This is a genomic window from Acidovorax facilis (assembly GCF_050626955.1).
GTDB lineage: Bacteria > Pseudomonadota > Gammaproteobacteria > Burkholderiales > Burkholderiaceae_C > Acidovorax > Acidovorax facilis.
Genome location: NZ_CP192460.1, coordinates 1652016 through 1672850, shown reverse-complemented (window position 1 = coordinate 1672850; position 20835 = coordinate 1652016). Strand labels below are relative to the sequence as shown.

The following is a 20835-nucleotide window of genomic DNA, read 5'->3' as shown; positions in this document are numbered from 1 at the left end:
CCCGACCCGATCAAAAACACATAACAACACATTCCTGAAAGACCACCGCCATGACCGCTAACAGCGAACCCCTCACCGCCAACGAAGCCAACACCGCCCGCCGCCGCGGACTCACCCTCATTGCCGCCGCCGTCGCGCTGGTGGCCATCGGCTGGGGCGGCTGGCACTGGGCCAATGGCCGCCATGTGGAGACCACCGACAACGCCTATGTGGCGGGCAACGTGGTGCAGATCACGCCGCAGATCGGCGGCACCGTGGTGTCCATCGGCGCAGACGACACCGACTATGTGAAGGCCGGCCAGTTGCTGGTCAAGCTCGACCCGGCCGACGCCCGCGTGGCGCTGGAGCAGGCTGAGGCCCAGCTGGCCCAGACCGTGCGCGAAGTGCGCACGCTGTATGCCAACAACGCCACCCTGAAGGCGCAGGTCAGCCTGCGCAGCGCCGACCTGGCCCGCGCCCAGGCCGATGCCGCCCGCATGCAGGACGACGTGAACCGCCGCGCACCGCTGATGGCCAGCGGCGCCGTGGGCAAGGAAGAGTTCCAGCACGCCACTGCCCAGCTGGCAGCCGCCAAGAGCACCGTGGCCGCCGCCCAGTCGGCCGTGCTGGCCGCGCAAGAGCAGCTGGCCGCCAGCCAGACGCAGACTGAAGGCACCTCCATCGAGCAGCACCCCAACGTGGCGCGTGCCTCGGCCCGCGTACGCGAGGCCTACCTGGCCGTGCAGCGCGCCCAGCTGGTCGCTCCGCTGGACGGCCACGTGGCCAAGCGCGGCGTGCAGGTGGGCCAGCGCGTGCAGGCAGGCGCCCCGCTGATGACGCTGGTGCCGCTGAACGACCTGTGGGTGGACGCGAACTTCAAGGAAAGCCAGCTCAAGACCCTGCGCATCGGCCAGACCGCCGAGCTGGAAGCCGACGTGTACGGCACCAAGGTCACCTACCACGGCACGGTGACGGGCCTGGGCGCAGGCACCGGCGCCGCGTTTGCGCTGCTGCCCGCGCAGAACGCCACCGGCAACTGGATCAAGGTGGTGCAGCGCGTGCCCGTGCGCATTGCCCTAGACCCCAAGGAAGTGGCCGAGCACCCGCTGCGCGTGGGCCTGTCGATGGAAGTCAAGGTGGACACTGCCGACCAGAGCGGCAAGACGCTGGCCGACACCCAGCGCACCACGCCCGTGGCCGCCACCGCTGTGTTCGACGAGCAGTTCAAGGCCGCCGACGACGAGGTGGCCCACATCATTGCGGCCAACCTGGGCCGCAGCGGCAAGGCTGCTGTGGCTGTGGCATCGCCCAAGGTGGGCAAGGCGCCAGCGCAAAGCCAGCAGCAACACGCCTCGGCCCCGGTGGCCTCGGCAGTGCAGTCGCCTGTGGTGCAGTAAACGGGGTGGATAGCGCATGACCACCGCCAACCCCACTGCAGACGCAGCCGATCAGGCGCCCGCCAAGGCCGCGCCCGCAGCAGCGCAACCACCGGCCCCCGCCGCCTACCCGCCGCTGCAAGGTACGGCCTTGCTGCTGGGCACGCTGTCGCTGTCGCTGGCCACGTTCATGAACGTGCTGGACTCGTCCATCGCCAATGTCTCCATCCCCGCCATTGCCGGTGACCTGGGCGTGAGCCCTGGCCAGGGCACCTGGGTTATCACCAGCTTTGGGGTGGCCAATGCCATCTCGGTGCCACTCACCGGCTGGCTTACGCAGCGCTTTGGCGCGGTGCGCCTGTTCACCATGAGCGTAATGCTGTTTGTGCTGACCTCCTGGCTGTGCGGCTTTGCCTCGTCGCTGGAAATGCTGGTGTTCTTCCGCGTGCTGCAGGGCCTTGTGGCCGGGCCGATGATCCCGCTCAGCCAGACGCTGCTGCTCGCCAGCTACCCCAAGGCCCTGGCGGGCACGGCGCTGGCGCTGTGGGGGGTGACCACGCTGGTCGCACCCGTGGTGGGGCCGCTGCTGGGCGGGTGGATCACGGACAACATCTCGTGGCCGTGGATCTTCTACATCAACGTGCCGGTGGGCCTGCTGGCCGGGCTGCTCACCTGGGGCATCTACCGCCAGCGCGAGACCCCCATCCGCAAGCTGCCCATCGACACGGTGGGCCTCAGCCTGCTGGTGCTGTGGGTGGGCGCGCTGCAGCTCATGCTCGATAAGGGCAAGGAGCTGGACTGGTTTGCCTCGGGCGAGATCATCACCATGGCCGTGGTCGCCGTGGTGGCCTTTGCCGTCTTCCTGGTGTGGGAGCTGACCGAGAAGCACCCGGTGGTGGACTTGAAGCTCTTCAAGGGCCGCAACTTCACCTTTGGTGCGCTGGCGCTGTCGGTGGCCTACGCCCTCTTCTTCGGCAACGTGGTGCTGCTGCCGCTGTGGCTGCAGCAGTGGATGGGCTACACCGCCACTTCGGCCGGCATGGCGCTGGCGCCGGTGGGCATCTTTGCCATTTTGCTCACGCCGCTGGTGGGCAAGAAGGTGGGCCAGTGGGACCCGCGCCGCATGGCCACGGGTGCGTTCATTGTGTTCAGCACGGTGCTGTGGATGCGTTCGCAGTTCACGGTGCAGACGGACTTCATCCACATCCTGATCCCCACCCTGCTGCAGGGCGCGGCCATGGCGTTCTTCTTTATCCCGCTGACCACCCTGACCTTGGCGGGTATCGCGCCAGAGCGTATCCCGGCAGCTGCGGGCCTGAGCAACTTCGTGCGCATCACCGCTGGGGCCATGGGCACGTCGATCGCCACCACGCTGTGGGAGAGCCGCGCCGCCATGCACCACGCGCACCTGACCGAAGGGCTGGTGCAGGGCCAGGGCGTGTTTGCACAGACGCTGGACAACCTCACCGCGTCCGGCCTCACGCAGATGCAGGCGCTGGCGCAGATCAACCGGCTCATCGACCAGCAGGCGTTCACACGCGCGGCCAACGACATCTTCTTGGGCTCCGCCGGGTTGTTCCTGCTGTTGATCGGTCTGATCTGGCTGACCCGCCGCCCCGCCAGAACGGGGGGCGCAGGCGCTGCAGATGCCGCTGGAGCGCACTAATTTGATAAAAATTGGCTGCTAGCGCTTATCCATAAATCGCTAGCAGCTATATTTTCAATAGCACTTTATTGTTTCCCATCAGCACGACCTCAGCCCTCCATCCCACACGGCGTGTCGGAAAACCCTGACCACAGTGCGGGCGTGGCACCTGCGGGTAGCGCGCTGGATGCACCCAACAATGCATTCACCGCAACCCACAACAAGGAACCGCCATGTCACTCTCGCTGATTCTCCTGATCGTCCTGATCCTCATCCTGGTCGGCGCGCTGCCCACCTGGGGCCACAGCCGCTCATGGGGCTACGGACCCAGCGGCGGGATTGGCCTGGTGGTGCTGATCCTGGTGATCTTGCTGCTCATGGGTCGGATATAGACCTCTGACCGCACTGCGCACATGCCGCCAGCCCCTGAAAAGTGGGCAGCGGCCACCGCAAAAAGCACAACGGCCCGTCTCGGGCCGTTGTGCTTTTTTGTGAACGGAACCGCGTATCGCGCCCAGACGAAGCCGCCGCTTACGCCACCCCAGCCCGCTTGGCGCCTGTCGCGGCAAACGCGGTCGAAAACGCAGCAAACTCCTTGTCCGCCACACTGCCATCGGCATTGCCACTGCGATCCATCAACTGCATCACGGCCTGCGAGAAGTCGCTGCCCGCCTGGGCGCCCTTGGTCTTGGCCAGGCCCTTCAAGAATTCATCCTGCGTGATCGAGCCGTCCTTGTTCGCATCAAAGCCCGCCGTCAGTTGCAACTTTTGCGCATCGTCGGCGCCAAAACGGGTCAGCAGTTCCTGAAAATCCTGAGTGGACACCGGGCGGCCCGACAACGCGGCCGACGCTGCATTGGCGGCCGAACCCGCGCTGCCGCATGCCACCGCACCCAGGGCGTTCTCCAACTTGCCCTGCGACACCAGGATGCCCTTGCCTGCAAAGCCCGCCAGGGCCTCCGCCTGCGGGCTCAGGGTGAGTACGGCAGACGGCTCAGGCTCCACATCAGCCCCGCTGCGCCGCGACGCAGACGACTTGCCAGGGCCACCGGCGGTGGCGTTGAAAATCAAGGAGGCGACCGAAGCCAGGCCAGAGATAAGGGGGGACATCGCTGTGAACTCCTGTGTGGCGAAAGCCCCGGTGCCTGTGTCAAAAGGACAGGCCACCGCTTCGCCCAGTGAGCTGAGGGTACGCGACCCCCGTTGCTGCAATGCCCGGATGAAACTGGGTAAACCGCGTTACTTCAGCACGTAGCTGGCCAGCACCGACTGCACCTCATAGATGCTGAGCTTCTTGTTGAACCGCTTTTGAAACGGCGCTGCTGAGCCAGAGATCCAGATCTTGAGCTCTGCATCCAGATCGAACGTGCCACCGGTCTCGATGCTGAAGTGCGTGATGCTCTTGTACGGGAGGGAGTGGTATTCGACCTTGCTGCCCGTCATGCCCTGCTTGTCCACCAGCACCAACCGCTTGTTGGTAAACACAAAATAGTCGCGGATCAGCTGGTAGGCATGCTCCACCACCTCCCCCGGGGCCAGGATGCGGCTGAATTCCTCCTGAATCTTGGCAGCATCAATCTTGGATGCGTTACCCATCACGCCATCAAGCAATCCCATGTTTTGTGCTCCGGTGAAGTCGTTGGATCGCGTGTTGTACCTCAACGGCTATGAATAGCCAGGCCCAAAGGCCACAAACTCCCCCACCAGCTGGCCCGCAGGCTGCCCCTGGTAGTGCAGCGCGGATGCCTGCGCGATCCGCCCTAGCCCCTTGCGCTGCAGCATGCGGGTGAACGGCTGCCAGGTCTCTGGCGCAGGAGCCTGGGCCACGGCGGTGAAGGTGCCGTCGATGGGCGCCAGATAGTCCATGGTGTTGCGCTGGATCACCAAGCGGCTGCCCAGCCCCTCGGCCGACAGCCGCAGGTACAACATCGACCACGCAGCCAGGATGGCCACGGCCGACGCGCTACCGCCAAACACCGTCTCGCGGTGGTTGATGTTGGGAGCCAGCGGCGCGCTCAGCACCACCTGGTGCGGCGATGCCTCGACCACGGTGACTTCCATGGCCTGGGACAAGGGGATGTGCTGGCGCAGATAGGACTGAAGTTCGAGAGGGTTCACGGCTTGGCGTCAGAGGGTCAGAGGGTGACGAGATGGAGACGAAACAGGACGCTCACGGAAACTGCCCGGCCCCCGCGACCACAACTCCGTCAGAGGGCTCTGGCAGCGTGTCGATCAACGTGGCGCCGCCCAGAGCGGTGATGCGAACCTGCAGCGGGCCTGTGGCGATCGCGCTGGGGTGAACGAAGTAGTTGTAGTCGGTCCGCGCCACGGCAATCCAGTCTGCGCTGCCGCTGGGCTTGATCTCCAGCCCGGTGATGGGCAAGCGGTGGTTGCGCACCTGGATGGCCACCCACCAGCGGCTGCTGCCCTCCTTGTAGCGGTAGCTCACCGGGCCCGTGACATCCCCCGGCACCACATGCCAGCGGATGGGAACACGGCCTGCGACGGGGTCGGCAATGCGGGCGAATGCGGACTCGCTCAGGTCCAGGTCGCCCGTCTTGCACTCGGGGCACTGGTCGGTGATGCGCACGGTGATGGCCCCCTTGGGCCCGGTCACCGCCACGAACTGGCCGCAGACGGCACTGCCCGCGTAGTCAGGGCCGTTCATCGCCGCCACCATGAGGTTGCCGGGGCTGGCGTCGAAGGTGCAGTTGCCCTCGCCCGTGGCGCCGTAGAACGTGCCTTCGCCGGTGTAGGTGGGCGACAGCGCACCGGGCATGGACGGTGCAGGGGATGCCCCCGGTGCGGGCGCCGGGGCCGGTGCCGGAGATGGCGCATCTGCACCTGCGGTGGGTCCGTCGGCCGAGCCGCCGCCACCGCAGGCAGCCAGGGAGACCAGCAAAAGCAGTGCGGTGAGCCGGACCCAGCGGGTTGGATGGGCCTGAGAATTTTGGGGAGTCATCGTCGTCATCCTGTGGTGAGGGCAGTGTGTTGATGGGCACCAGCCGTTCCATCCGTTTTTTGCGGGGGAGTATCGCGGTGCACGATGTGCAGAACGCCTGCGGGCTCCTGCTTCAAAAAGTCGCCCAGGAATGCCCGCAGGAAGGCAGGCCGAATATCCAAGCCGGCCAGCTCGGCGGCAGAAAACCAAGCAAACACCAGCCTGCGAGCCCCCTCCACGCCGTCATAGGGGCCATCAGTCGCTGCCAACGGGCTGCCGGGCAGAGGGCTGGCGCGCAGATACAGCCCGATCTCGTGGTATGACACGCCCCCATAGGCAAAAAAATTCTCAGCCACCACGGCCAGGGAGCCCACGGCGATGCACGTGCCCCTGTCCGCACCCAGCTCTTCTTGCAGCTCGCGCGCCAGGGCATCGCACGCGCTCTCGCCAGGCTCGATCGCGCCGCCGGGCAGAGCCCAGAAGCTGTCGCCGTCCAGCTGGTGCAGCAACACCCGTCCGCCGTGGGTGACGAGGGCTGCTGCGCGGTGGCGCACACACCAGGGTGGAGTGGATGGAGGCAGGCTTGGGTCAGGCATGAGAAATCAGCGTGGGGCGAAGGACAGCAGCGAGGCGATCCTATCCACTTGCGCCCGCTGGTCCACTCCCGCCGCCGATCAGCTTGAAAGCAATCGCAACAAGGCATGCCACGGTGCGTGGCGCTTCATGTTGCGCGTGCCCATGGCACCACCACCCGGATGCAGGTGCCGCCGTGCTCGCCCTGGAGCACCTGCAAATCTCCACCCGCCAGCGTTGCCCTGTGCGCCATCCCTGCCATTCCTTTGCCAGTGGCCACAGTGCTTTGCGGCCCCGGCGGCTCCATACCCCGGCCGTTGTCGCGGATTTCCATGCACCAGGCCCCGGTGTCCGGGAGGTTCCTCGCGCGCACCTCGATCTCGGTGCCCTGCGCATGTTGCAGCGCATTGCTCAAGGCCTCCTGAACAATGGCTACGAGATGGGTCGTGCTCTCCGGGAGCGGAAAATCTGCACATGGGGGCGTTTCAACATCCCACAGCATGCGGATGCCGCGCTGCGCCAGCACAGGACAGATGCGGTATCTCAGCTGCGCCAGGCGATCCGCCAGCGGTGCGTCCGCACTGTCCATGGAATCCACGATCAACCGCAGGTCGAGCAGGCACTTCTCCAGCGCCGCATGAAGCGCGGGCTCGCGGAGCTTAGAAGATTCCAGCAAGACCAGGGCGCAGACCAGTTGGGCGCCCAGGTTGTCATGCAGATCCCTGGCGATGCGCCGCCGCTCGGCGAGGACCTCCGTACTAGGCCGCGGGCTGAGCCGGGGGCGCCACTGCAAGGCCCTGGGCAGTTGCACCAGCAGCATTGCACCAAGCCCCATGGTCGCGCCCACCACAGCCATCTCCCACCACCGCTGCATTGACGAACTTACGGACCCGATCCAGTGAAATGCCACGGCAATCAATGCCATCTGTAGTAGCCAGATACCAATGCAGACGACGGCAAACCATGGTGGGCGGGTGCGAAACATAAGGGCATCTGCCTTTCCGGGACCTGCACATCTACAGCGGCTCCCTCCTATGAACGCTCGCTAAAACAGTCCCCGCAGCGAGGCAAAACGCACCGCTTGCGCGCGCGTGCGCACCTGCAGCTTGCGGTAAATGTTGCGCAGATGGGTGTTGACTGTCATGCCGCTGATCAGCAGGCGCGAGCCCACTTCGGCGCTGGTGTAGCCGCTAGCCACCATGCGCAGGATTTCTTTTTCGCGCTCAGACAGGCGCTCTGCCTCGTCGGGTTGTCGTCGCTTGGTCTCGGCGCCGTGGATGCGGTCAAAACGCTGCAGCAGCCTGCGGGCCAGGTTCGGCGTGATGGATGCGCCACCGTTGGCCACCTGCAGCACCGCCATCGAGTAGTTGCGAAACCACGAGTTCTTGGCCACGTAGCCTGCAGCTCCCAGTTCGAATGCGCGCATGACCTGCTCGTCGTTTTCCATGACCGAAATGAGCACGGCTTGCGCAGAAGGCCGCGCCGACTTGAGGAGCCCCAGCAAATCAAAGGCATCGCCATCGCCGAGATTGAGGTCCACCAGCAGCACATCAAAATCATGCTGCTTGATCGCTCTGCGCCCTTCCCGCACGCTGCCGGCCTGCGCAACGAGCAGGGTGCGGGGATCTGCCATCAGCTCCTGGGCGATGACAAGGCGGATATGCGGGTCGTCGTCCACCAGAAGCACCCGCACCGGGCTGGCCTTTTGCCCCGTGAGAAAGGCAGGCCACACAGAAGGCGGGCTGTCAAAAGTGTCGAATTGCCCGGATGACCACTGCGGCGCTGGCATTGCATCTGCAAAGGGTAAGCAGGCCAACGCCGGCACGGGCGGGTTCGGAGAGTTGTCAGGCTGCCAGTTGCTCATCACTAGAAACTCCTGCGGACTTGGTCCATTGCGACTCAATGACGGTTTTCGCTGCTGTATCTCTGTACGAGGCTCCAAAGCCGACGCGGCTTTCAATTCCATTTTTTCCGCGCGCCACCCCAAGGGGCTGCGGCACATCAAGATGCGGCAAAAAAAGATTGAAATCTATAACTAATTGTGAACTTCACAAACTTCACAAATGGTTACTACCTGAAATTCAGCGCTCGTTCCCAGCTTTTTCCTATTCACAGCAGTGCGCACCTTTGACCATGGCAGAGGAAGCAAAGTGAACGCAAGAAGCGGGTCGCTCCATCGATTGAGGTAGCCCGCCCAGCGTATTTGCGGCCGACACATCCAGGAACACACTGAAACCAGACAGCGCCACACGGCCATCGCCCCCTTCCGGGCACTGACCAGACAGCCTGTCCAGCCCTGCATCGCAGATTCGCTGCGGTTGCAGCACGTGTCGAAGTTCATCCTTGAAGGATCTGTCATGAAAACCCTTGCTTTCATTGCACTCAGCGCCGTTGCCTCTGCCGCCCTGGCCACCGGTCCCGTAGCTTCCAGCCCGGAAATCACCATCACCGGGAACTCCACCCAGTCTGTGTCCCTGACTTCGGTGTCGGTGAACAACAACTCGACAGGCGCAAAGAGTGAAGCGTTCCAGAACCTCGCTTCCAACACAGGCAACGTCACCATCAGCGGCAACTCGGTCCAGACCGTGACCGGTTTCGGCGGAAGTCTGACCAACACCGCCAGCGGCAGCGAAGCCTATGCCAGCCAGAACCTCTCCTCCAACGTTGGCGAGGTCACCATCGGCGGCAATTCCAACCAGTTCACCGCCATGATCAATTCGTCGGTCAATAACCTGTCCAGCGGCAGCAACAGCAAGGCCGTGCAGAACATTGCCTCGAACAATGCCTGCTTCACCTGCCAGCCCACCAAGACAGTTGGCTGGCCCCACTGAGAGCGCCGCCACTGCGGCACACAACGGCCGATGGCGGCCTGGGTCCGGGCCGCGCGCAGCTGCCCGGACGTGTTTGCCAAGGAGCGCACTGGCATGGCTGCATTGGCAGCCCGGGTGCGGTCCTTTCCCCTTTCCAGGAGGTGTTCCATGAGCACACGTTTTTTTACACACTGGGCGACATGGGCAGCCGCTTTCGCAGCCGTGCTTTTTGCGGTCCCGGCGGGGGCCCAGGCCCCCGGCGAAGACCCGGTCGTCCTCACCAAAAAGCTCACCATCCAGATGCAGCCCACAGGGGCGGCAGCGGCATCCACAGGCCTGGACAACGCCAGCACCATGCCGTCGTGGCTGCGCGCCCGCATTGCACGCTATGAGGCCAAGGCTTTCTCCGACGACCCGGGCGGCGTTCTGACCAACAACGACGTCGTCACCACCGCCAACGCGCAAGGCATGCAAAAGACCTGCGTTCAGGAGGTGGGCAGCAACACCGTATCGGGCGCCGCAACGGGCACGGGCAAATATGGCCCAAACCAAGCCCCCCAGGTGGTGGTGCTTCGGGGCGATCTCGTCAACATCTGCAAGTAACCCGTTCTGCCCTGCAGTTCCTGCAGCGAGGAGAGACAACATGCCGCCCATCGCACTCGGCCAGGCCCGTGCCGACAAGCACACCCAAGCAGGTCCCCAGCACGCAACGCTGTGGGCGGTGCTGCTGGCGTTGGTGCTTGGCGGCTGCGCCACCCCCCGGGACCCGCGCAAGGACCAGGAGTTTCAAAGCCTGGCCTCCATCACCGACCGGCCCGTGGTGCGCCCTACCCGCTCCATCTCCAGCTTTTCCGATTCGCTGATGTGCATGGACCACCTGCTGCGCGACGCACAGCTGCCGACCACGCTCATCACCAGCAAGCAGATCCCCGACTACTCCACCCGCGTGACCGTGGCCACCAAGGACATGGTGATCACCGCGCTGTCGCAGATGTCGCGCCTGAGCAATGCGTTCCGCTTCGTCGACTACGAGGTGGACATTGCGCGCCAGGACACGGTGCAGAACCTCACGACGATCCTGCTTAACAACAACCAGATGCAGCTGCAGCGGCCCGCGCTGTACCTGTCGGGCTCGATCTCGTACGTGGACCAGAACGTCATCAACAACCGGTTCGATACGGGGCTTTCCGGACCGCGAATCGACCTGGGCTACAGCCAGAGCCGCAACGCCACCATCATCGGGCTGGAGATGCACCTGGGCGACTTTCGCACCCGTACGCTGATCCCCGGGCTCGACTCGGCCAACGAAGTCATCATCGGCAACGGCGGCCAAGGCGTTGATCTGGCCGGGCGCATCGGCACCTATGGAGTCCAGTTCAATGTGGGGCGCGACTACACCCAGGGATCGGGCGGCGCCGTGCGGACTCTGGTGGATCTGGCCACCATCGAGCTCGTCGGCAAATGGGCCCGCGTGCCTTACTGGCAGTGCCTGACGCTGGAGCAAAACCACCCCGATTTCCAGCGGCAGCTGCGTGACTGGTTTGACGAGGGATCGCCTGCAGTGCGCACGCAGTTGGTGGCGCGCTCGCTCGCCAGCCAGGGGTATCTGGCGCCCAGCGCTACACCGCTGCCCGACAACAGCCCTCTATTGCGCAGGGCGCTGGCGCGCTTTCAGGCCGACAACGGCATGGTGGTGACAGGGGTGGTGGACTTCCCCACCTACGAACGCGCGTTGCGCAACTTTGTGGGTCTGTCGGCCCAGGGCACGCTGGCCCGCATTGGCTGGGCCAGCACCCATGCTGAGCCCGTGGCACAGGCCGCCGAAGGGCAGGCAGGGCCAGATGCTTTGGACGATGTGGTGACAAGCACGCAAAGTGCGGTGAAGTATGGCGCCACACCGCCCGAGCGCACCATCAACCTGCAGATCGAGAATGTGCTGCTGGAGCGCACAGCCTTCGAAGTGGGCGAGCAGATCTTCCTGTCCGCCACGGTGTCACGGGCCTCCTATCTGCAGTGCTATCTGGCTGACGCGACCGGAACCGTCATACGCCTGCTGCCCAACCAGGCACACCCTACAGGATGGGTGTCTGCCAACCAAGCAATCCGCATCCCCGACTGGATGAGCCCCAACCCCGGTTTCATCATGGATGCGGCCAGCCCCGGCACCGAAGGTGTCGCCTGCTTTGCCACCGACGAAGACAGCACGCCCCGGCTGCCGGAGGCGCTGCGTGGCCCGCCGCTCAAGCCCCTCAAGAACTACCACGCACTGGAGCGGCTGAACGAAGCCTTTGCGGCGGCCTGGGGCGCTGGGGGATACACGGGCAACGCGGTGTACTGGAACGTGGTGCCCCGCAGGGTGGTACCGCCCGCCCCCGCACAACCCGCAGTGCGCAAGTAAGGACCGGCCCGCAAAGCCAGACCATCCAGCGCCGCGCAAGCCAGCCATGATCGCCCTGCCCCTCGCCCGCCGCCGCTTCAACTGCGGCCATGTGGCCCATGCACTGGCAGCGGTCGGCACAGCCTTTCTGGGCCTGGCCTTGCCGGCGCTGGGGTCCGTGCATGCACTGCCCTCACCTGCCGAAGCCCCCATCGAACGTTCCTCCCTGCATGCAGCATCGCCACGCGCACCGGGGCCTGAGCATCCTGACCGGGAGAAAAAGTTGCAGACACTTCGCCGCACAGCGCAAGGCGATGGGGCGGCCATGCGCAAACAGCGCCCCTCCGCAGTCCGTGTGACCTCGGACATGACCCCTGCCGATGCGGCCTGGTTGCTGGGCTTGCTGGCGCTGCATGGCCTGGCCATGCCCGCAGACCCGCCACAAGCCCAGCATTGGTTCGAGCGCGCGCAAATGCTGGGCCACCCACTGGCACCTGCCGGCCTGGCGTGGTGCCAGCTCAGCGGCTGTGTTGCAGCGCCCAACCCGGTCGCGGCCATGCACTGGATCGCTCTGGTGCGCCGTACAGAGCCTGGCCTGGCCAAGTACCTGCAATGGCATGCCGCCAAGGCACTGGCCCCCATGGACGAGCCCCGTGCCGCAGCACCGACGCGGGACGCAGGGGCGTTGGCCCCGCCCCCATCGAGCCCCACCCTGCTGAAGCTGCTGACCGAGGCCAGCCGCGCGGGCAATGCACAGGCCAGAAACGAACTCGGGTTGGAATACCTGGCGGCAGGCGACTTCGAAAAAGCGCTGGCCCAGTTCCAGTCGGCGTCTACACGGTCTGAAGCCGCGGCAGCGAACGCAAGCCTGCTAACCAGCCGCATCCAAAGCGGACCCGCCGGGGGCGCGCGGTCCGCACGCTACAGCGCAGCAGACTGGTACAACGAAGCCCGGAGGTACCACCAGGGCGATGGCGTTCCCGCCAACTACACCGAAGCCGTGCGCCTGTACCAGATCGCTGCCAGCAGCGGCGATCCCCAGGCGCGCCGGATGCTGGCGCTGATCTTCTCCCGCCCCGCGCCCGACGGCACCGTGGACGTCACCTGGATGCAGCAACTGGCCGCCATCGACATGGGTCCAGGCGGCGGCCTGCCCGCAGGCACTGCCCGGGCCGTGGCGCCCCAGGGCTGGCAGCGGGACCCCAGCCCTTTGTATGAATGGGTTCCAGCAGAGTGGAGAACCTCCGCCACAGCAACCCGGCGCTGATCGGCCCCGGCGCCAGCGGGAAGAACACGGCTTTGTTGGGCAAAAAATGAATAAAAACAGGCCCTGGCGCTTGTAGATAAAGCGCAAAACGCTATTATTTATATAGCGAATTCAAACAACTGGTGGCAACAAGAGCCCCTGCTGCGCTGCCACGGCTTCGCGCAAGAACGCCCATGTGGCCTGCATGCGTGCAACGTGTTTGTTCTCTGCAGGCATCGACATCCAGAACGTTCGCTGAAACCGCGCCAGCCCAGGCAGCACCGGGATCAGCGACGGGTCCTGTGCCGCCACGAACGCAGGCAGCACCGCAAGCCCAGCGCCGGCACGCGCCGCCTCGTACTGCGCCAGGATGCTGGTGCTGCGCAGCACAAAATGCGCCGGGCGGTGCAGCTCGTCCAGGATCTGCAGTTCCTTGCTGAACAGCAGGTCATCCACGTAGCTGATGAAGGTGTGGCCGCGCAAATCATCGGCCGTATGGATGGGCGCATGACCCGCCAAGTAGTTGCGCGCACCGTACAGCTGCAGCACATAGTCAGTGAGCTTGACCACCAGCACCGCCCCGCGCGCCGGGCGCTCCAGCGAGATCACGATGTCCGCCTCGCGCCGCGACAGGTGCACCAGCCGGGGCAGCGCCAGCAGGTCCACCACCAGGCCCGGGTGGCCCAGCGCAAAGCGGGCCAGTTGGGGCGCCAGGATCAAATTGCCAAAACCTTCGGTGGTGCCAATGCGCACCAGGCCGTGCAGGCCCTGGCGCACACCCGGGGCCGCGCTCTCGACCGCAAGAAAGGCCGTCTCCATCGCCTCCACCTTGGGCATCAGCTGCCGCCCGGCCTCGGTCAGCCGGTGGCCGCCTGCTTCACGGGCAAACAGGGCCGAGCCGACCTGCTTTTCCAGCGCCTGCAACCGGCGCGACACGGTGGTGTGCTCCACCCCAAGGCGGCGGGCGGCGCCTGCCAGCGTGCCAGCGCGCGCCAGCTCCAGAAAATAGCGGAAATGGTCCCAATCCATGGCCCGATTGTGGCGCTCCGCGCAGAGATGGCGGAAGAACACCCGGCCCAGCGCCGCCGAAATCAGCCCGGCCGGGCCCACCAAGACCCACTGGATAGGTACGTCATGTCGCCACGTATCGTTTGATACATGTCATTTAACAATTTACACAGTATGCTTTCTATTGCACACTCCGCCCGCGCTGAAACCTGCACACAGAACAGGGCAGCGCACCGCAACCAGAGCCAAACGGGTCTACACACCCGCCATGGCGGCCAGCAACAGTTCAGCGCAAGGGAGAAAAGATGAACGCATTCGCGCAGCCTCCGGGGCTGTCTGCCGGCATGCCCATGCCGTGCAAGGGGTCCCACCGGCTCCCGCGCCTGTCCAGGGCGTTCACCTTCGCGGCCACGGGCCATTTGTCACCCCTCCCATCTTTTCGCACCACGGGGCCTGTGCTGCCCTGCTTTGCCCACCCGCATCCTTAGCCCTCAACCTCTATGAAACGCACCACTTTTCCCTATAAGTCGCTTTGGGCTGGTCCAGCCTGCCTGGCACTGGCCACTGTGTCCGTCCACGCTGCGGATATAAGTTTCACGCCCCCGGCAGGTGGTGGATTCGTGGTCAAGGGGCCGGGCAATACCGAGCGCCTGCGCGTACAAGACTCTGGCGAAGTGCGGGTTCCCAGTCTCTCGGGAACGGCCAATACCAATGCCAATGTGCTGTGTTTTGACGGCCCGACCGGGCGTCTGGGCCAATGTGCTCCCGGGGTCACCACCGGAGCGACGGGCGCCACCGGTGCAACAGGAGCAACAGGCCCGGCGGGCCTGACAGGGGCTACGGGCGCCACAGGCCCGGCGGGAGCGACAGGAGCCACGGGCAGCGCAGGTCCAACGGGTGCCACGGGCTCGGCCGGCGCTACAGGCGCTACCGGACCAGCGGGAACACCCGGCGCCCAAGGAACAGCAGGCCTTACCGGCGCCACGGGTGCCACCGGCTCGGTGGGCCCGGCAGGTGCCACAGGGGCCACCGGCCCCCAGGGTCCTGCAGGCAGCAACGCGATCACTGTCAATATTCGGCCAGCCACTGGCACAGGCACGGCAGACAGCTGCGCTGTGACCTCCTGCTGCAATGCGGGCGAGAAAGTCATCGGCGGCGGGTACGAAGGGGCCAGTGGCGCTGGGGGGATCGAAGCAGACGGTGTATATGTGGCGGCCAACCGCCCCGTCGAAGGCGGTGCTTGTGCGGCCGGGGTGCAGGGCTGGTCAGTCCGCCTGCTCAACTCCTACCGCGTTCCCGCTTTGACGACCGCCTGCAGTGCTTACGCCATCTGCACGCAATGACGTCTGCGGAATCATCGCTTGCTGAACTGCCACCACGGGGCCTGTGGGTGCAGGGCGCGCAGACAGCACGGCTGCCCTGGCGGTTTGACACCCCCGCCGCCCTGGCAGAGGTGAATGCGCTGCCGGCCTCCCTCTGGCGCACCCATTTCAATGAAGGCCGCCATGACGGGGGATGGCAGGCGCTGGCGCTGCGTGCTGCGCCCGAGGCACCTATCGATGTCGTTCCCGTGGATGTGGCTGCATCGCGCTATGCCGACACACCGGCCCTGGACCAATGCCCCACGCTGCGCGCCATGCTGGACACCATGGCATTGCCATGGAAGTCCGTGCGGCTGATGCAATTGCTGCCGGGCTGCGAGATCAAGGAGCACACCGACGCCGACCTCTGTGTGGGGCGCGGTGAGGCTCGCCTGCATGTGCCGCTGCAAACCGGCGAACGGGTGTTCTTCCATGTGGATGGAGAGCGCATTCCGCTGCGCGCGGGCGAATGCTGGTATGTGGATGTGTCGCGCCCGCACCGGGTGCGCAACCGTGGCACCCTGAGCCGAGTCCACCTGGTGGCCGACACCTCGGTGGACATGCGCTTGGTCGATGCCCTGCGCGCGAGCGACTGCGGTGACCCCCTGCCCGACGCGGATGACCCGTGGCGCCAGTTCATCCAGTTCCGCGACCTGGTGGGGACCAACGCTGACTATGCAGAGCGACTCAGCACCATCACCAACCTGGCCGACTTCGTGCGTGAGTCAGTGCACATGGGGCAGGCCGCGGGCTTTCAATTTGACGCATCGGACGTGGAGTCGGCCATGAAGGCCGGGCGCCGCGCATGGACTGAGCAATGGGTACTGTGAACTTCAGCGGCTGGCGACCCATTCGCTTTTACATCGCCCAGGACCAGGTGATGGTGGACTGGGCTCGCCTGCTGGACGCGCCGCTGCGTGAACCGTTTTTCCAGCATGGCATCCAGAATCAGCTGAGGCACCCCTTCCACCTGGCGTTTCGGCGCCAGACGCCGCTTCACGACCTGCTGGCCTGGCATGAGCAATCCCCAGGTCTCGATCCTTCGCTCGTCATCTTCCATGTGTCGCGCTGCGGGTCCACCCTGATCACACAAACGCTGGCAGAAAGCCCCCACCACCTGCAACTGTCTGAGCCGGGCCCCGTGGACTTCCTGGTACGACAGGCGCTGGCCTCTGGCCTGATCGACGAAGCCCAGGTGGTCCGTGCGTTGCGCGCGTGGACCAGCGCCTGGGCGCAGCGCTGCGACAGCGCCAGCCCCCCGCTGCAAACCATGAGCCTCAAGCAGGACGCCTGGAACACAGACAAGGCACCGCTGTTTGCAAAAGCCTGGCCCGATGCGCCTTGGGTCTTCCTTACCCGCGAGCCGCTCGCGGTGCTGGTGTCCCAGATGCGCGAGCGTGCGTTTTTTATGGTCCAAGGCGCGCTGGGCCATAACTTTGGTGGGGTCAACCCTGCCGAAATGCACGCCATGTCTGCCGAGCAGTATTGCGCCCAGATGCTTGGCAGTATTTACGCAGCCATGGCGCAGCAATTCGACCCCACACGCGCGCTGTTGCTCGACTACGCCCAGTTGCCCGATGCCATCGAAACACAGGTGCTCCCCCACATGCGCTGGCAGGTCTCGCACGCGGATCGAGAAAGAATGCGCGAGCGCGCCACACGGCATGGCAAGCAACCCCACGAAGTCTTTGAACCAGATACACACACCAAACACAGCATGGCAAGCGACCTTCTCCAATCCTTGACTGCGCAGTGGATCGCACCTCACTACGAGAGGCTCCACGCCAAGCGGCGCAGCCACCCTGCGGCAGTTACCACCCAGTCTGAGGAAGCACTGCAATGATCGCGGCACTGCATCGACGCCATTTTCTGGCCACTGGCGGGGCCGCAGCGGCCTCCGGTGTTCAGGCTGCCACCCCCCTCCTGAACTCCCTGGGCACAGCAAACCCACGCTGGCGCATCTTGGCCATCGCCCCCAGCTCCGAAAAACTGCCGGAGCTGACCCGTGACTACCAGCAAGGTGTGGAGTTAGGGTTGGCCCAGGCCGGAGCCTCGTCCCAAGTCGCCCTGACCTGGCTGACTGCAGGCTTGCTGCCATCAGCGCCTGCCAAGGCAGTGGGTGCGGCGCTTCAAGCCAGGCCGTTTCACGCGGTGATGGGATGGATGCCTCCCGCGCTGGCAAACAAAGTGTCGCCCTTGACAGAGTCGGCAGGCGTGCCACTGTGGATCAGCGACACGGGCGCAGACATGGTTTCGCAGTCTGATACCCACCCACTGACGGTTCGCCACAGCCTGGAACTGTGTGCCATGGCCACAGCCCTCGCCGACCGGGTGTACGCGCAATGCGGCCCGCGCGCCTTTCTCAGCATGGGGCGGCACGAGTCGGGTTTTGACTTCCTACAGTCTTTCCAGCAGCGCTGGCAGGCGCTGGGTGGGAAGGTGGTGGGCCGCCACATAGCAGACATGCCGGGCAACGCCTCCGAATTTGGGGGCCTGAAGCAGTCCATCATGTCGCACCAGCCCGACGCAGTGGTTGCACTGTATTCGGGCTCCCAGTCGCAGCGCTTTGCCCAATGGTGGCAAAAGCACTCGGCGGCACTGCACACAAGTTTGGCAGGCTTGCCCTGGCTGACTGAACACCACCCAGGCATTCAGGCGCACACCGTTGCCACCTGGCCTTCGAATGAATTCGCCGACACTGCATGGAAGACCCGCTTCGCGCAAGCGGGCCTGGGCTGGACGGCGGCTGCACTGCTGGGGGCTGAGGCTGGCGCCACCCTCGGTGCGGCGCTGGCCGCTGCACCCCAGGGGGCCCGTGCTCGCGAACTGTGGGCCAGTCTGCCCAATAGCCTCCTTGCGGGCCCCCGTGGGGAGCGCCGTTGGGCTAATGCAGCTAGCGACAGTGAAGGCCCTCTGTGGGAAAACCCCGTTTTGGGAGCCAGCGCCCGAGTCCTGCGCCCCACCCACACACCAGGAACAGCCGTTTCACAACGCGGCTGGACTACTGGCTATCTTTTGACTTAAAGAGGAAACCCATGTCCCAACCCTTTATCGGTGAAATACGAATGTTCGGAGGCACCTTTGCCCCCAACGGCTGGGCGTTTTGCAACGGCCAACTTATCTCTATTGCACAAAACTCTGCATTGTTTGCCCTGCTGGGCACCACGTATGGAGGAAACGGGCAAACGACCTTCGGCCTGCCCGATCTGCGAGGGCGAGTTCCCATGGGCCATGGTCAGGGTCCGGGACTTACACTCCGCGTCCTGGGTGAGATTGAGGGTACTGAAAATGTCACCTTGCTCTCCACAAATTTACCGGCACACACGCACACCGTCTCTCTCTCTTCACCCGCAACAACCAGCGTTGGCACGCTCATGGAACCCGGTCCAGGTAACGTACCGGCAGCGTCCAACCAGCGCAATGCGCAGTACGCGCCCAGTGCCAGCGCCAATACGCAACTTCCGGTGAGCAATGGCAACACCGGAAGCGCTGGAAACAACTCGCCCGTTTCCGTGATGCAACCCTCTCTCGCTGTGAGCTTCATCATCGCTTTGCAAGGCATTTTTCCCTCCAGAAATTGAGTGCTCCGCGCTGCGCGCATCTGGAAAAGGGGCAGGCCGCAGGGCCTGCCCTTTTTTTCTGGAGGCGGGCCCTCCCGTCGATGGGGTGAAGCGCAAGCTCCAAAGGCTTCCCCTTCATCTGGAAGCCCGTGAACTGAAGGGCGAAGGTGCAAGGCGAACAATGTGCGTAAAAGCACATCCAAATTGCAATTTGACGCATTGCAATTACATATTTGCACGCATACCATGCACGGGTTGGCCCCATTGCAGGCCCTTCACCACCCCGGAGACAAACCCATGAACGCACCCACCAACGTGGCCGCACTGGCCCCCACCGTCAAGCTGCTGATCGGCGGCCAGTTCGTCGAATCCAAGACCACTGAATGGCGCGACGTGGTCAACCCCGCCACGCAAGAGGTGCTGGCCCGCGTGCCGTTTGCCACCGCTGAAGAAATCGACGCCGCCGTGGCCTCGGCCAAGGAAGCGTTCAAGACCTGGAAGAAGACGCCCATCGGCACCCGCGCCCGCATCTTCCTCAAGTACCAGCAGCTGATCCGCGAGAACATGGCCGAGCTGGCCGCGATCCTGACGGCAGAACAAGGCAAGACCTTGCCGGACGCCGAAGGTGACGTGTTCCGTGGCCTCGAAGTGGTCGAACACGCTGCCAGCATCGGCAACTTGCAGCTGGGCGAGCTGGCCAACAACGTGGCCGGTGGCGTGGATACCTACACCCTGCTGCAGCCGCTGGGCGTGTGCGCAGGCATCACCCCCTTCAACTTCCCGGCCATGATCCCGCTGTGGATGTTCCCCATGGCGATTGCCACGGGCAACACCTTTGTGCTCAAGCCCTCCGAGCAAGACCCCATGGTGACCATGCGCCTGGTGGAGCTGGCGCTCGAAGCCGGCATTCCACCCGGCGTGCTCAACGTGATCCACGGCGGCGAAATGGCCGTGAACGCGATCTGCGACCACAAGGACATCAAGGCCGTGTCGTTCGTGGGCTCCACCAAGGTGGGCACCCATGTGTACAACCGCGCCACCCTGGCCGGCAAGCGCGCGCAATGCATGATGGGCGCCAAGAACCACGCCATCATCCTGCCCGACGCGAACAAGGAGCAAACGCTCAACGCGATTGCCGGTGCCTCGTTTGGCGCCGCTGGCCAGCGCTGCATGGCCCTGCCCGTGGTGGTGCTGGTGGGCGAGGCACAAAAGTGGATTCCCGAGCTGGTGGCCAAGGCCAAGACGCTCAAGGTCAACGGCGGCACCGAAAAGGGCACCGATGTGGGCCCACTGGTGTCTTGCGCCGCCCTCGCCCGCGTGGAAGGCCTGATCGAGCGCGGCATTGCCGACGGCGCCACGCTAGAGCTCGATGGCCGCAAGCCCACGGTGCCCGGCTATGAAAAGGGCAACTTTGTGGGCCCGACGATCTTCTCGAACGTGAAGCCCGGCATGGCCATCTACGACCAGGAAATCTTTGGCCCCGTGCTGGCCCTGGTGCCCGCCGCCGACATCGACGAAGCCATCGAATTCATCAACGCCAACCCCAACGGCAATGGCACTGCCATCTTCACCCAGTCGGGTGCGGCAGCGCGCAAGTTCCAGGAAGAGATCGACGTGGGCCAGGTCGGCATCAACGTGCCAATCCCCGTGCCAGTGCCCCTGTTCTCGTTCACCGGCTCGCGCGCTTCCAAGCTGGGTGACCTGGGCCCCTACGGCAAGCAGGTCGTGATGTTCTACACACAGACCAAGACGGTAACGGCCCGCTGGTTTGATGACAGCACGGTGAGCCAGGGTGTCAACACCACAATTAGCCTGAAATAACCCCCTGAGCGGCTGCGCCGCTTCCCCCTTTCTCTGCATCGCTGCGCCATGCGGAAGGGGGACGCCACCCGTGCCTGAACCGTGAGATGGCGGCCCTTGCACGGTGGCGCTGGCATTGGGCCGCGCTGGTTTCGACTG

General features: G+C 64.7%; 21 protein-coding genes. 13 read left to right on the top strand and 8 right to left on the bottom strand.

Annotated features, from left to right (window positions below):
• The first annotated feature begins 50 nt into the window (after positions 1-50).
• The 3 genes from ACQ4MJ_RS07540 (at position 51) to ACQ4MJ_RS07530 (ending at position 3392) form a co-directional block, all read left to right on the top strand.
• A complete protein-coding gene (locus tag ACQ4MJ_RS07540; RefSeq protein WP_431149357.1) occupies positions 51-1376 on the top strand; it encodes an HlyD family efflux transporter periplasmic adaptor subunit in 1326 nt (441 codons plus the stop codon).
• 16 nt (positions 1377-1392) lie between these two features.
• Positions 1393-3021 (top strand): DHA2 family efflux MFS transporter permease subunit, encoded by a 1629-nt coding sequence (locus ACQ4MJ_RS07535; protein ID WP_431149359.1) that lies wholly within the window; start codon positions 1393-1395, stop codon positions 3019-3021.
• Positions 3022-3233: 212 nt separating this feature from the next.
• A complete protein-coding gene (locus ACQ4MJ_RS07530) occupies positions 3234-3392 on the top strand; it encodes a DUF3309 family protein (RefSeq protein WP_007856361.1) in 159 nt (52 codons plus the stop codon).
• 139 nt (positions 3393-3531) lie between these two features.
• Here ACQ4MJ_RS07530 and ACQ4MJ_RS07525 read toward each other — a convergent pair whose 3' ends face one another.
• From ACQ4MJ_RS07525 to ACQ4MJ_RS07495, 7 genes are all read right to left on the bottom strand, one after another.
• Positions 3532-4110, bottom strand: coding sequence for a hypothetical protein (locus ACQ4MJ_RS07525; RefSeq protein ID WP_431149360.1), 579 nt, complete (start codon positions 4108-4110; stop codon positions 3532-3534).
• Between the two features lie 129 nt (positions 4111-4239).
• Positions 4240-4617 (bottom strand): PH domain-containing protein, encoded by a 378-nt coding sequence (locus ACQ4MJ_RS07520; protein ID WP_121420259.1) that lies wholly within the window; start codon positions 4615-4617, stop codon positions 4240-4242.
• 48 nt (positions 4618-4665) lie between these two features.
• Positions 4666-5118, bottom strand: a complete 453-nt coding sequence (locus ACQ4MJ_RS07515; protein ID WP_431149361.1) for a YiiD C-terminal domain-containing protein — start codon at positions 5116-5118, stop codon at positions 4666-4668.
• 52 nt (positions 5119-5170) lie between these two features.
• Positions 5171-5962, bottom strand: coding sequence for an expansin EXLX1 family cellulose-binding protein (locus ACQ4MJ_RS07510; protein WP_431149362.1), 792 nt, complete (start codon positions 5960-5962; stop codon positions 5171-5173).
• A 5-nt stretch (positions 5963-5967) separates the two neighbouring features.
• Positions 5968-6537 carry an NUDIX hydrolase gene (locus ACQ4MJ_RS07505; protein ID WP_121506264.1) on the bottom strand — a complete coding sequence of 190 codons (570 nt, stop codon included), beginning with the start codon at positions 6535-6537 and terminating at the stop codon, positions 5968-5970.
• 125 nt (positions 6538-6662) lie between these two features.
• A complete protein-coding gene (locus ACQ4MJ_RS07500; RefSeq protein WP_431149363.1) occupies positions 6663-7499 on the bottom strand; it encodes a sensor histidine kinase in 837 nt (278 codons plus the stop codon).
• Between the two features lie 60 nt (positions 7500-7559).
• Positions 7560-8303 (bottom strand): LuxR C-terminal-related transcriptional regulator, encoded by a 744-nt coding sequence (locus ACQ4MJ_RS07495; protein WP_431153101.1) that lies wholly within the window; start codon positions 8301-8303, stop codon positions 7560-7562.
• Between the two features lie 568 nt (positions 8304-8871).
• Here ACQ4MJ_RS07495 and ACQ4MJ_RS07490 point away from each other — a divergent pair.
• The 4 genes from ACQ4MJ_RS07490 to ACQ4MJ_RS07475 all read left to right on the top strand — a co-directional run bounded on the left by ACQ4MJ_RS07490 (position 8872) and on the right by ACQ4MJ_RS07475 (position 12968).
• Entirely contained in the window at positions 8872-9345 is a 474-nt protein-coding gene (locus ACQ4MJ_RS07490; RefSeq protein WP_431149364.1) for a hypothetical protein, read from the top strand.
• A gap of 147 nt (positions 9346-9492) precedes the next feature.
• Positions 9493-9927: a hypothetical protein gene (locus tag ACQ4MJ_RS07485; RefSeq protein ID WP_431149365.1), complete on the top strand. Its 435-nt coding sequence runs from the start codon at positions 9493-9495 to the stop codon at positions 9925-9927.
• Between the two features lie 40 nt (positions 9928-9967).
• Positions 9968-11722 (top strand): DUF4384 domain-containing protein, encoded by a 1755-nt coding sequence (locus ACQ4MJ_RS07480; protein ID WP_431149366.1) that lies wholly within the window; start codon positions 9968-9970, stop codon positions 11720-11722.
• A 46-nt stretch (positions 11723-11768) separates the two neighbouring features.
• Positions 11769-12968, top strand: coding sequence for a hypothetical protein (locus ACQ4MJ_RS07475; RefSeq protein ID WP_431149367.1), 1200 nt, complete (start codon positions 11769-11771; stop codon positions 12966-12968).
• Positions 12969-13079: 111 nt separating this feature from the next.
• Here ACQ4MJ_RS07475 and ACQ4MJ_RS07470 read toward each other — a convergent pair whose 3' ends face one another.
• Positions 13080-13976 carry a LysR family transcriptional regulator gene (locus ACQ4MJ_RS07470; protein WP_431149368.1) on the bottom strand — a complete coding sequence of 299 codons (897 nt, stop codon included), beginning with the start codon at positions 13974-13976 and terminating at the stop codon, positions 13080-13082.
• Between the two features lie 479 nt (positions 13977-14455).
• Between ACQ4MJ_RS07470 and ACQ4MJ_RS07465 the strand changes: the two genes are divergently transcribed.
• The 6 genes from ACQ4MJ_RS07465 (at position 14456) to ACQ4MJ_RS07440 (ending at position 20697) form a co-directional block, all read left to right on the top strand.
• A complete protein-coding gene (locus tag ACQ4MJ_RS07465; protein WP_199726989.1) occupies positions 14456-15298 on the top strand; it encodes a collagen-like protein in 843 nt (280 codons plus the stop codon).
• Positions 15295-16146 (top strand): aspartyl/asparaginyl beta-hydroxylase domain-containing protein, encoded by an 852-nt coding sequence (locus tag ACQ4MJ_RS07460; RefSeq protein WP_431149369.1) that lies wholly within the window; start codon positions 15295-15297, stop codon positions 16144-16146. Before ACQ4MJ_RS07465 ends, ACQ4MJ_RS07460 begins: the two co-directional genes overlap by 4 nt.
• Positions 16134-17159: a sulfotransferase gene (locus ACQ4MJ_RS07455; RefSeq protein WP_431149371.1), complete on the top strand. Its 1026-nt coding sequence runs from the start codon at positions 16134-16136 to the stop codon at positions 17157-17159. The genes ACQ4MJ_RS07460 and ACQ4MJ_RS07455 overlap by 13 nt, the downstream gene beginning before the upstream one ends.
• Positions 17156-18340 carry an ABC transporter substrate-binding protein gene (locus ACQ4MJ_RS07450; protein WP_431149372.1) on the top strand — a complete coding sequence of 395 codons (1185 nt, stop codon included), beginning with the start codon at positions 17156-17158 and terminating at the stop codon, positions 18338-18340. The genes ACQ4MJ_RS07455 and ACQ4MJ_RS07450 overlap by 4 nt, the downstream gene beginning before the upstream one ends.
• A gap of 11 nt (positions 18341-18351) precedes the next feature.
• Complete coding sequence (locus ACQ4MJ_RS07445; protein WP_431149373.1) at positions 18352-18897, top strand: phage tail protein; 546 nt, start codon at positions 18352-18354, stop codon at positions 18895-18897.
• 276 nt (positions 18898-19173) lie between these two features.
• Positions 19174-20697: a CoA-acylating methylmalonate-semialdehyde dehydrogenase gene (locus ACQ4MJ_RS07440; RefSeq protein ID WP_121506254.1), complete on the top strand. Its 1524-nt coding sequence runs from the start codon at positions 19174-19176 to the stop codon at positions 20695-20697.
• Positions 20698-20835: the final 138 nt, after the last annotated feature.

Coding starts and splice junctions, on each gene's coding strand:
- ACQ4MJ_RS07495 (WP_431153101.1), bottom strand. CDS start 8,303: ATGCCAGCGCCGCAGTGGTCATCCGGGCAATTCGACACTTTTGACAGC.
- ACQ4MJ_RS07510 (WP_431149362.1), bottom strand. CDS start 5,962: ATGACTCCCCAAAATTCTCAGGCCCATCCAACCCGCTGGGTCCGGCTC.
- ACQ4MJ_RS07500 (WP_431149363.1), bottom strand. CDS start 7,499: ATGTTTCGCACCCGCCCACCATGGTTTGCCGTCGTCTGCATTGGTATC.
- ACQ4MJ_RS07475 (WP_431149367.1), top strand. CDS start 11,769: ATGATCGCCCTGCCCCTCGCCCGCCGCCGCTTCAACTGCGGCCATGTG.
- ACQ4MJ_RS07445 (WP_431149373.1), top strand. CDS start 18,352: ATGTCCCAACCCTTTATCGGTGAAATACGAATGTTCGGAGGCACCTTT.
- ACQ4MJ_RS07460 (WP_431149369.1), top strand. CDS start 15,295: ATGACGTCTGCGGAATCATCGCTTGCTGAACTGCCACCACGGGGCCTG.
- ACQ4MJ_RS07440 (WP_121506254.1), top strand. CDS start 19,174: ATGAACGCACCCACCAACGTGGCCGCACTGGCCCCCACCGTCAAGCTG.
- ACQ4MJ_RS07470 (WP_431149368.1), bottom strand. CDS start 13,976: ATGGATTGGGACCATTTCCGCTATTTTCTGGAGCTGGCGCGCGCTGGC.
- ACQ4MJ_RS07525 (WP_431149360.1), bottom strand. CDS start 4,110: ATGTCCCCCCTTATCTCTGGCCTGGCTTCGGTCGCCTCCTTGATTTTC.
- ACQ4MJ_RS07505 (WP_121506264.1), bottom strand. CDS start 6,537: ATGCCTGACCCAAGCCTGCCTCCATCCACTCCACCCTGGTGTGTGCGC.
- ACQ4MJ_RS07465 (WP_199726989.1), top strand. CDS start 14,456: ATGAAACGCACCACTTTTCCCTATAAGTCGCTTTGGGCTGGTCCAGCC.
- ACQ4MJ_RS07450 (WP_431149372.1), top strand. CDS start 17,156: ATGATCGCGGCACTGCATCGACGCCATTTTCTGGCCACTGGCGGGGCC.
- ACQ4MJ_RS07480 (WP_431149366.1), top strand. CDS start 9,968: ATGCCGCCCATCGCACTCGGCCAGGCCCGTGCCGACAAGCACACCCAA.
- ACQ4MJ_RS07455 (WP_431149371.1), top strand. CDS start 16,134: ATGGGTACTGTGAACTTCAGCGGCTGGCGACCCATTCGCTTTTACATC.
- ACQ4MJ_RS07485 (WP_431149365.1), top strand. CDS start 9,493: ATGAGCACACGTTTTTTTACACACTGGGCGACATGGGCAGCCGCTTTC.
- ACQ4MJ_RS07520 (WP_121420259.1), bottom strand. CDS start 4,617: ATGGGATTGCTTGATGGCGTGATGGGTAACGCATCCAAGATTGATGCT.
- ACQ4MJ_RS07530 (WP_007856361.1), top strand. CDS start 3,234: ATGTCACTCTCGCTGATTCTCCTGATCGTCCTGATCCTCATCCTGGTC.
- ACQ4MJ_RS07490 (WP_431149364.1), top strand. CDS start 8,872: ATGAAAACCCTTGCTTTCATTGCACTCAGCGCCGTTGCCTCTGCCGCC.
- ACQ4MJ_RS07540 (WP_431149357.1), top strand. CDS start 51: ATGACCGCTAACAGCGAACCCCTCACCGCCAACGAAGCCAACACCGCC.
- ACQ4MJ_RS07535 (WP_431149359.1), top strand. CDS start 1,393: ATGACCACCGCCAACCCCACTGCAGACGCAGCCGATCAGGCGCCCGCC.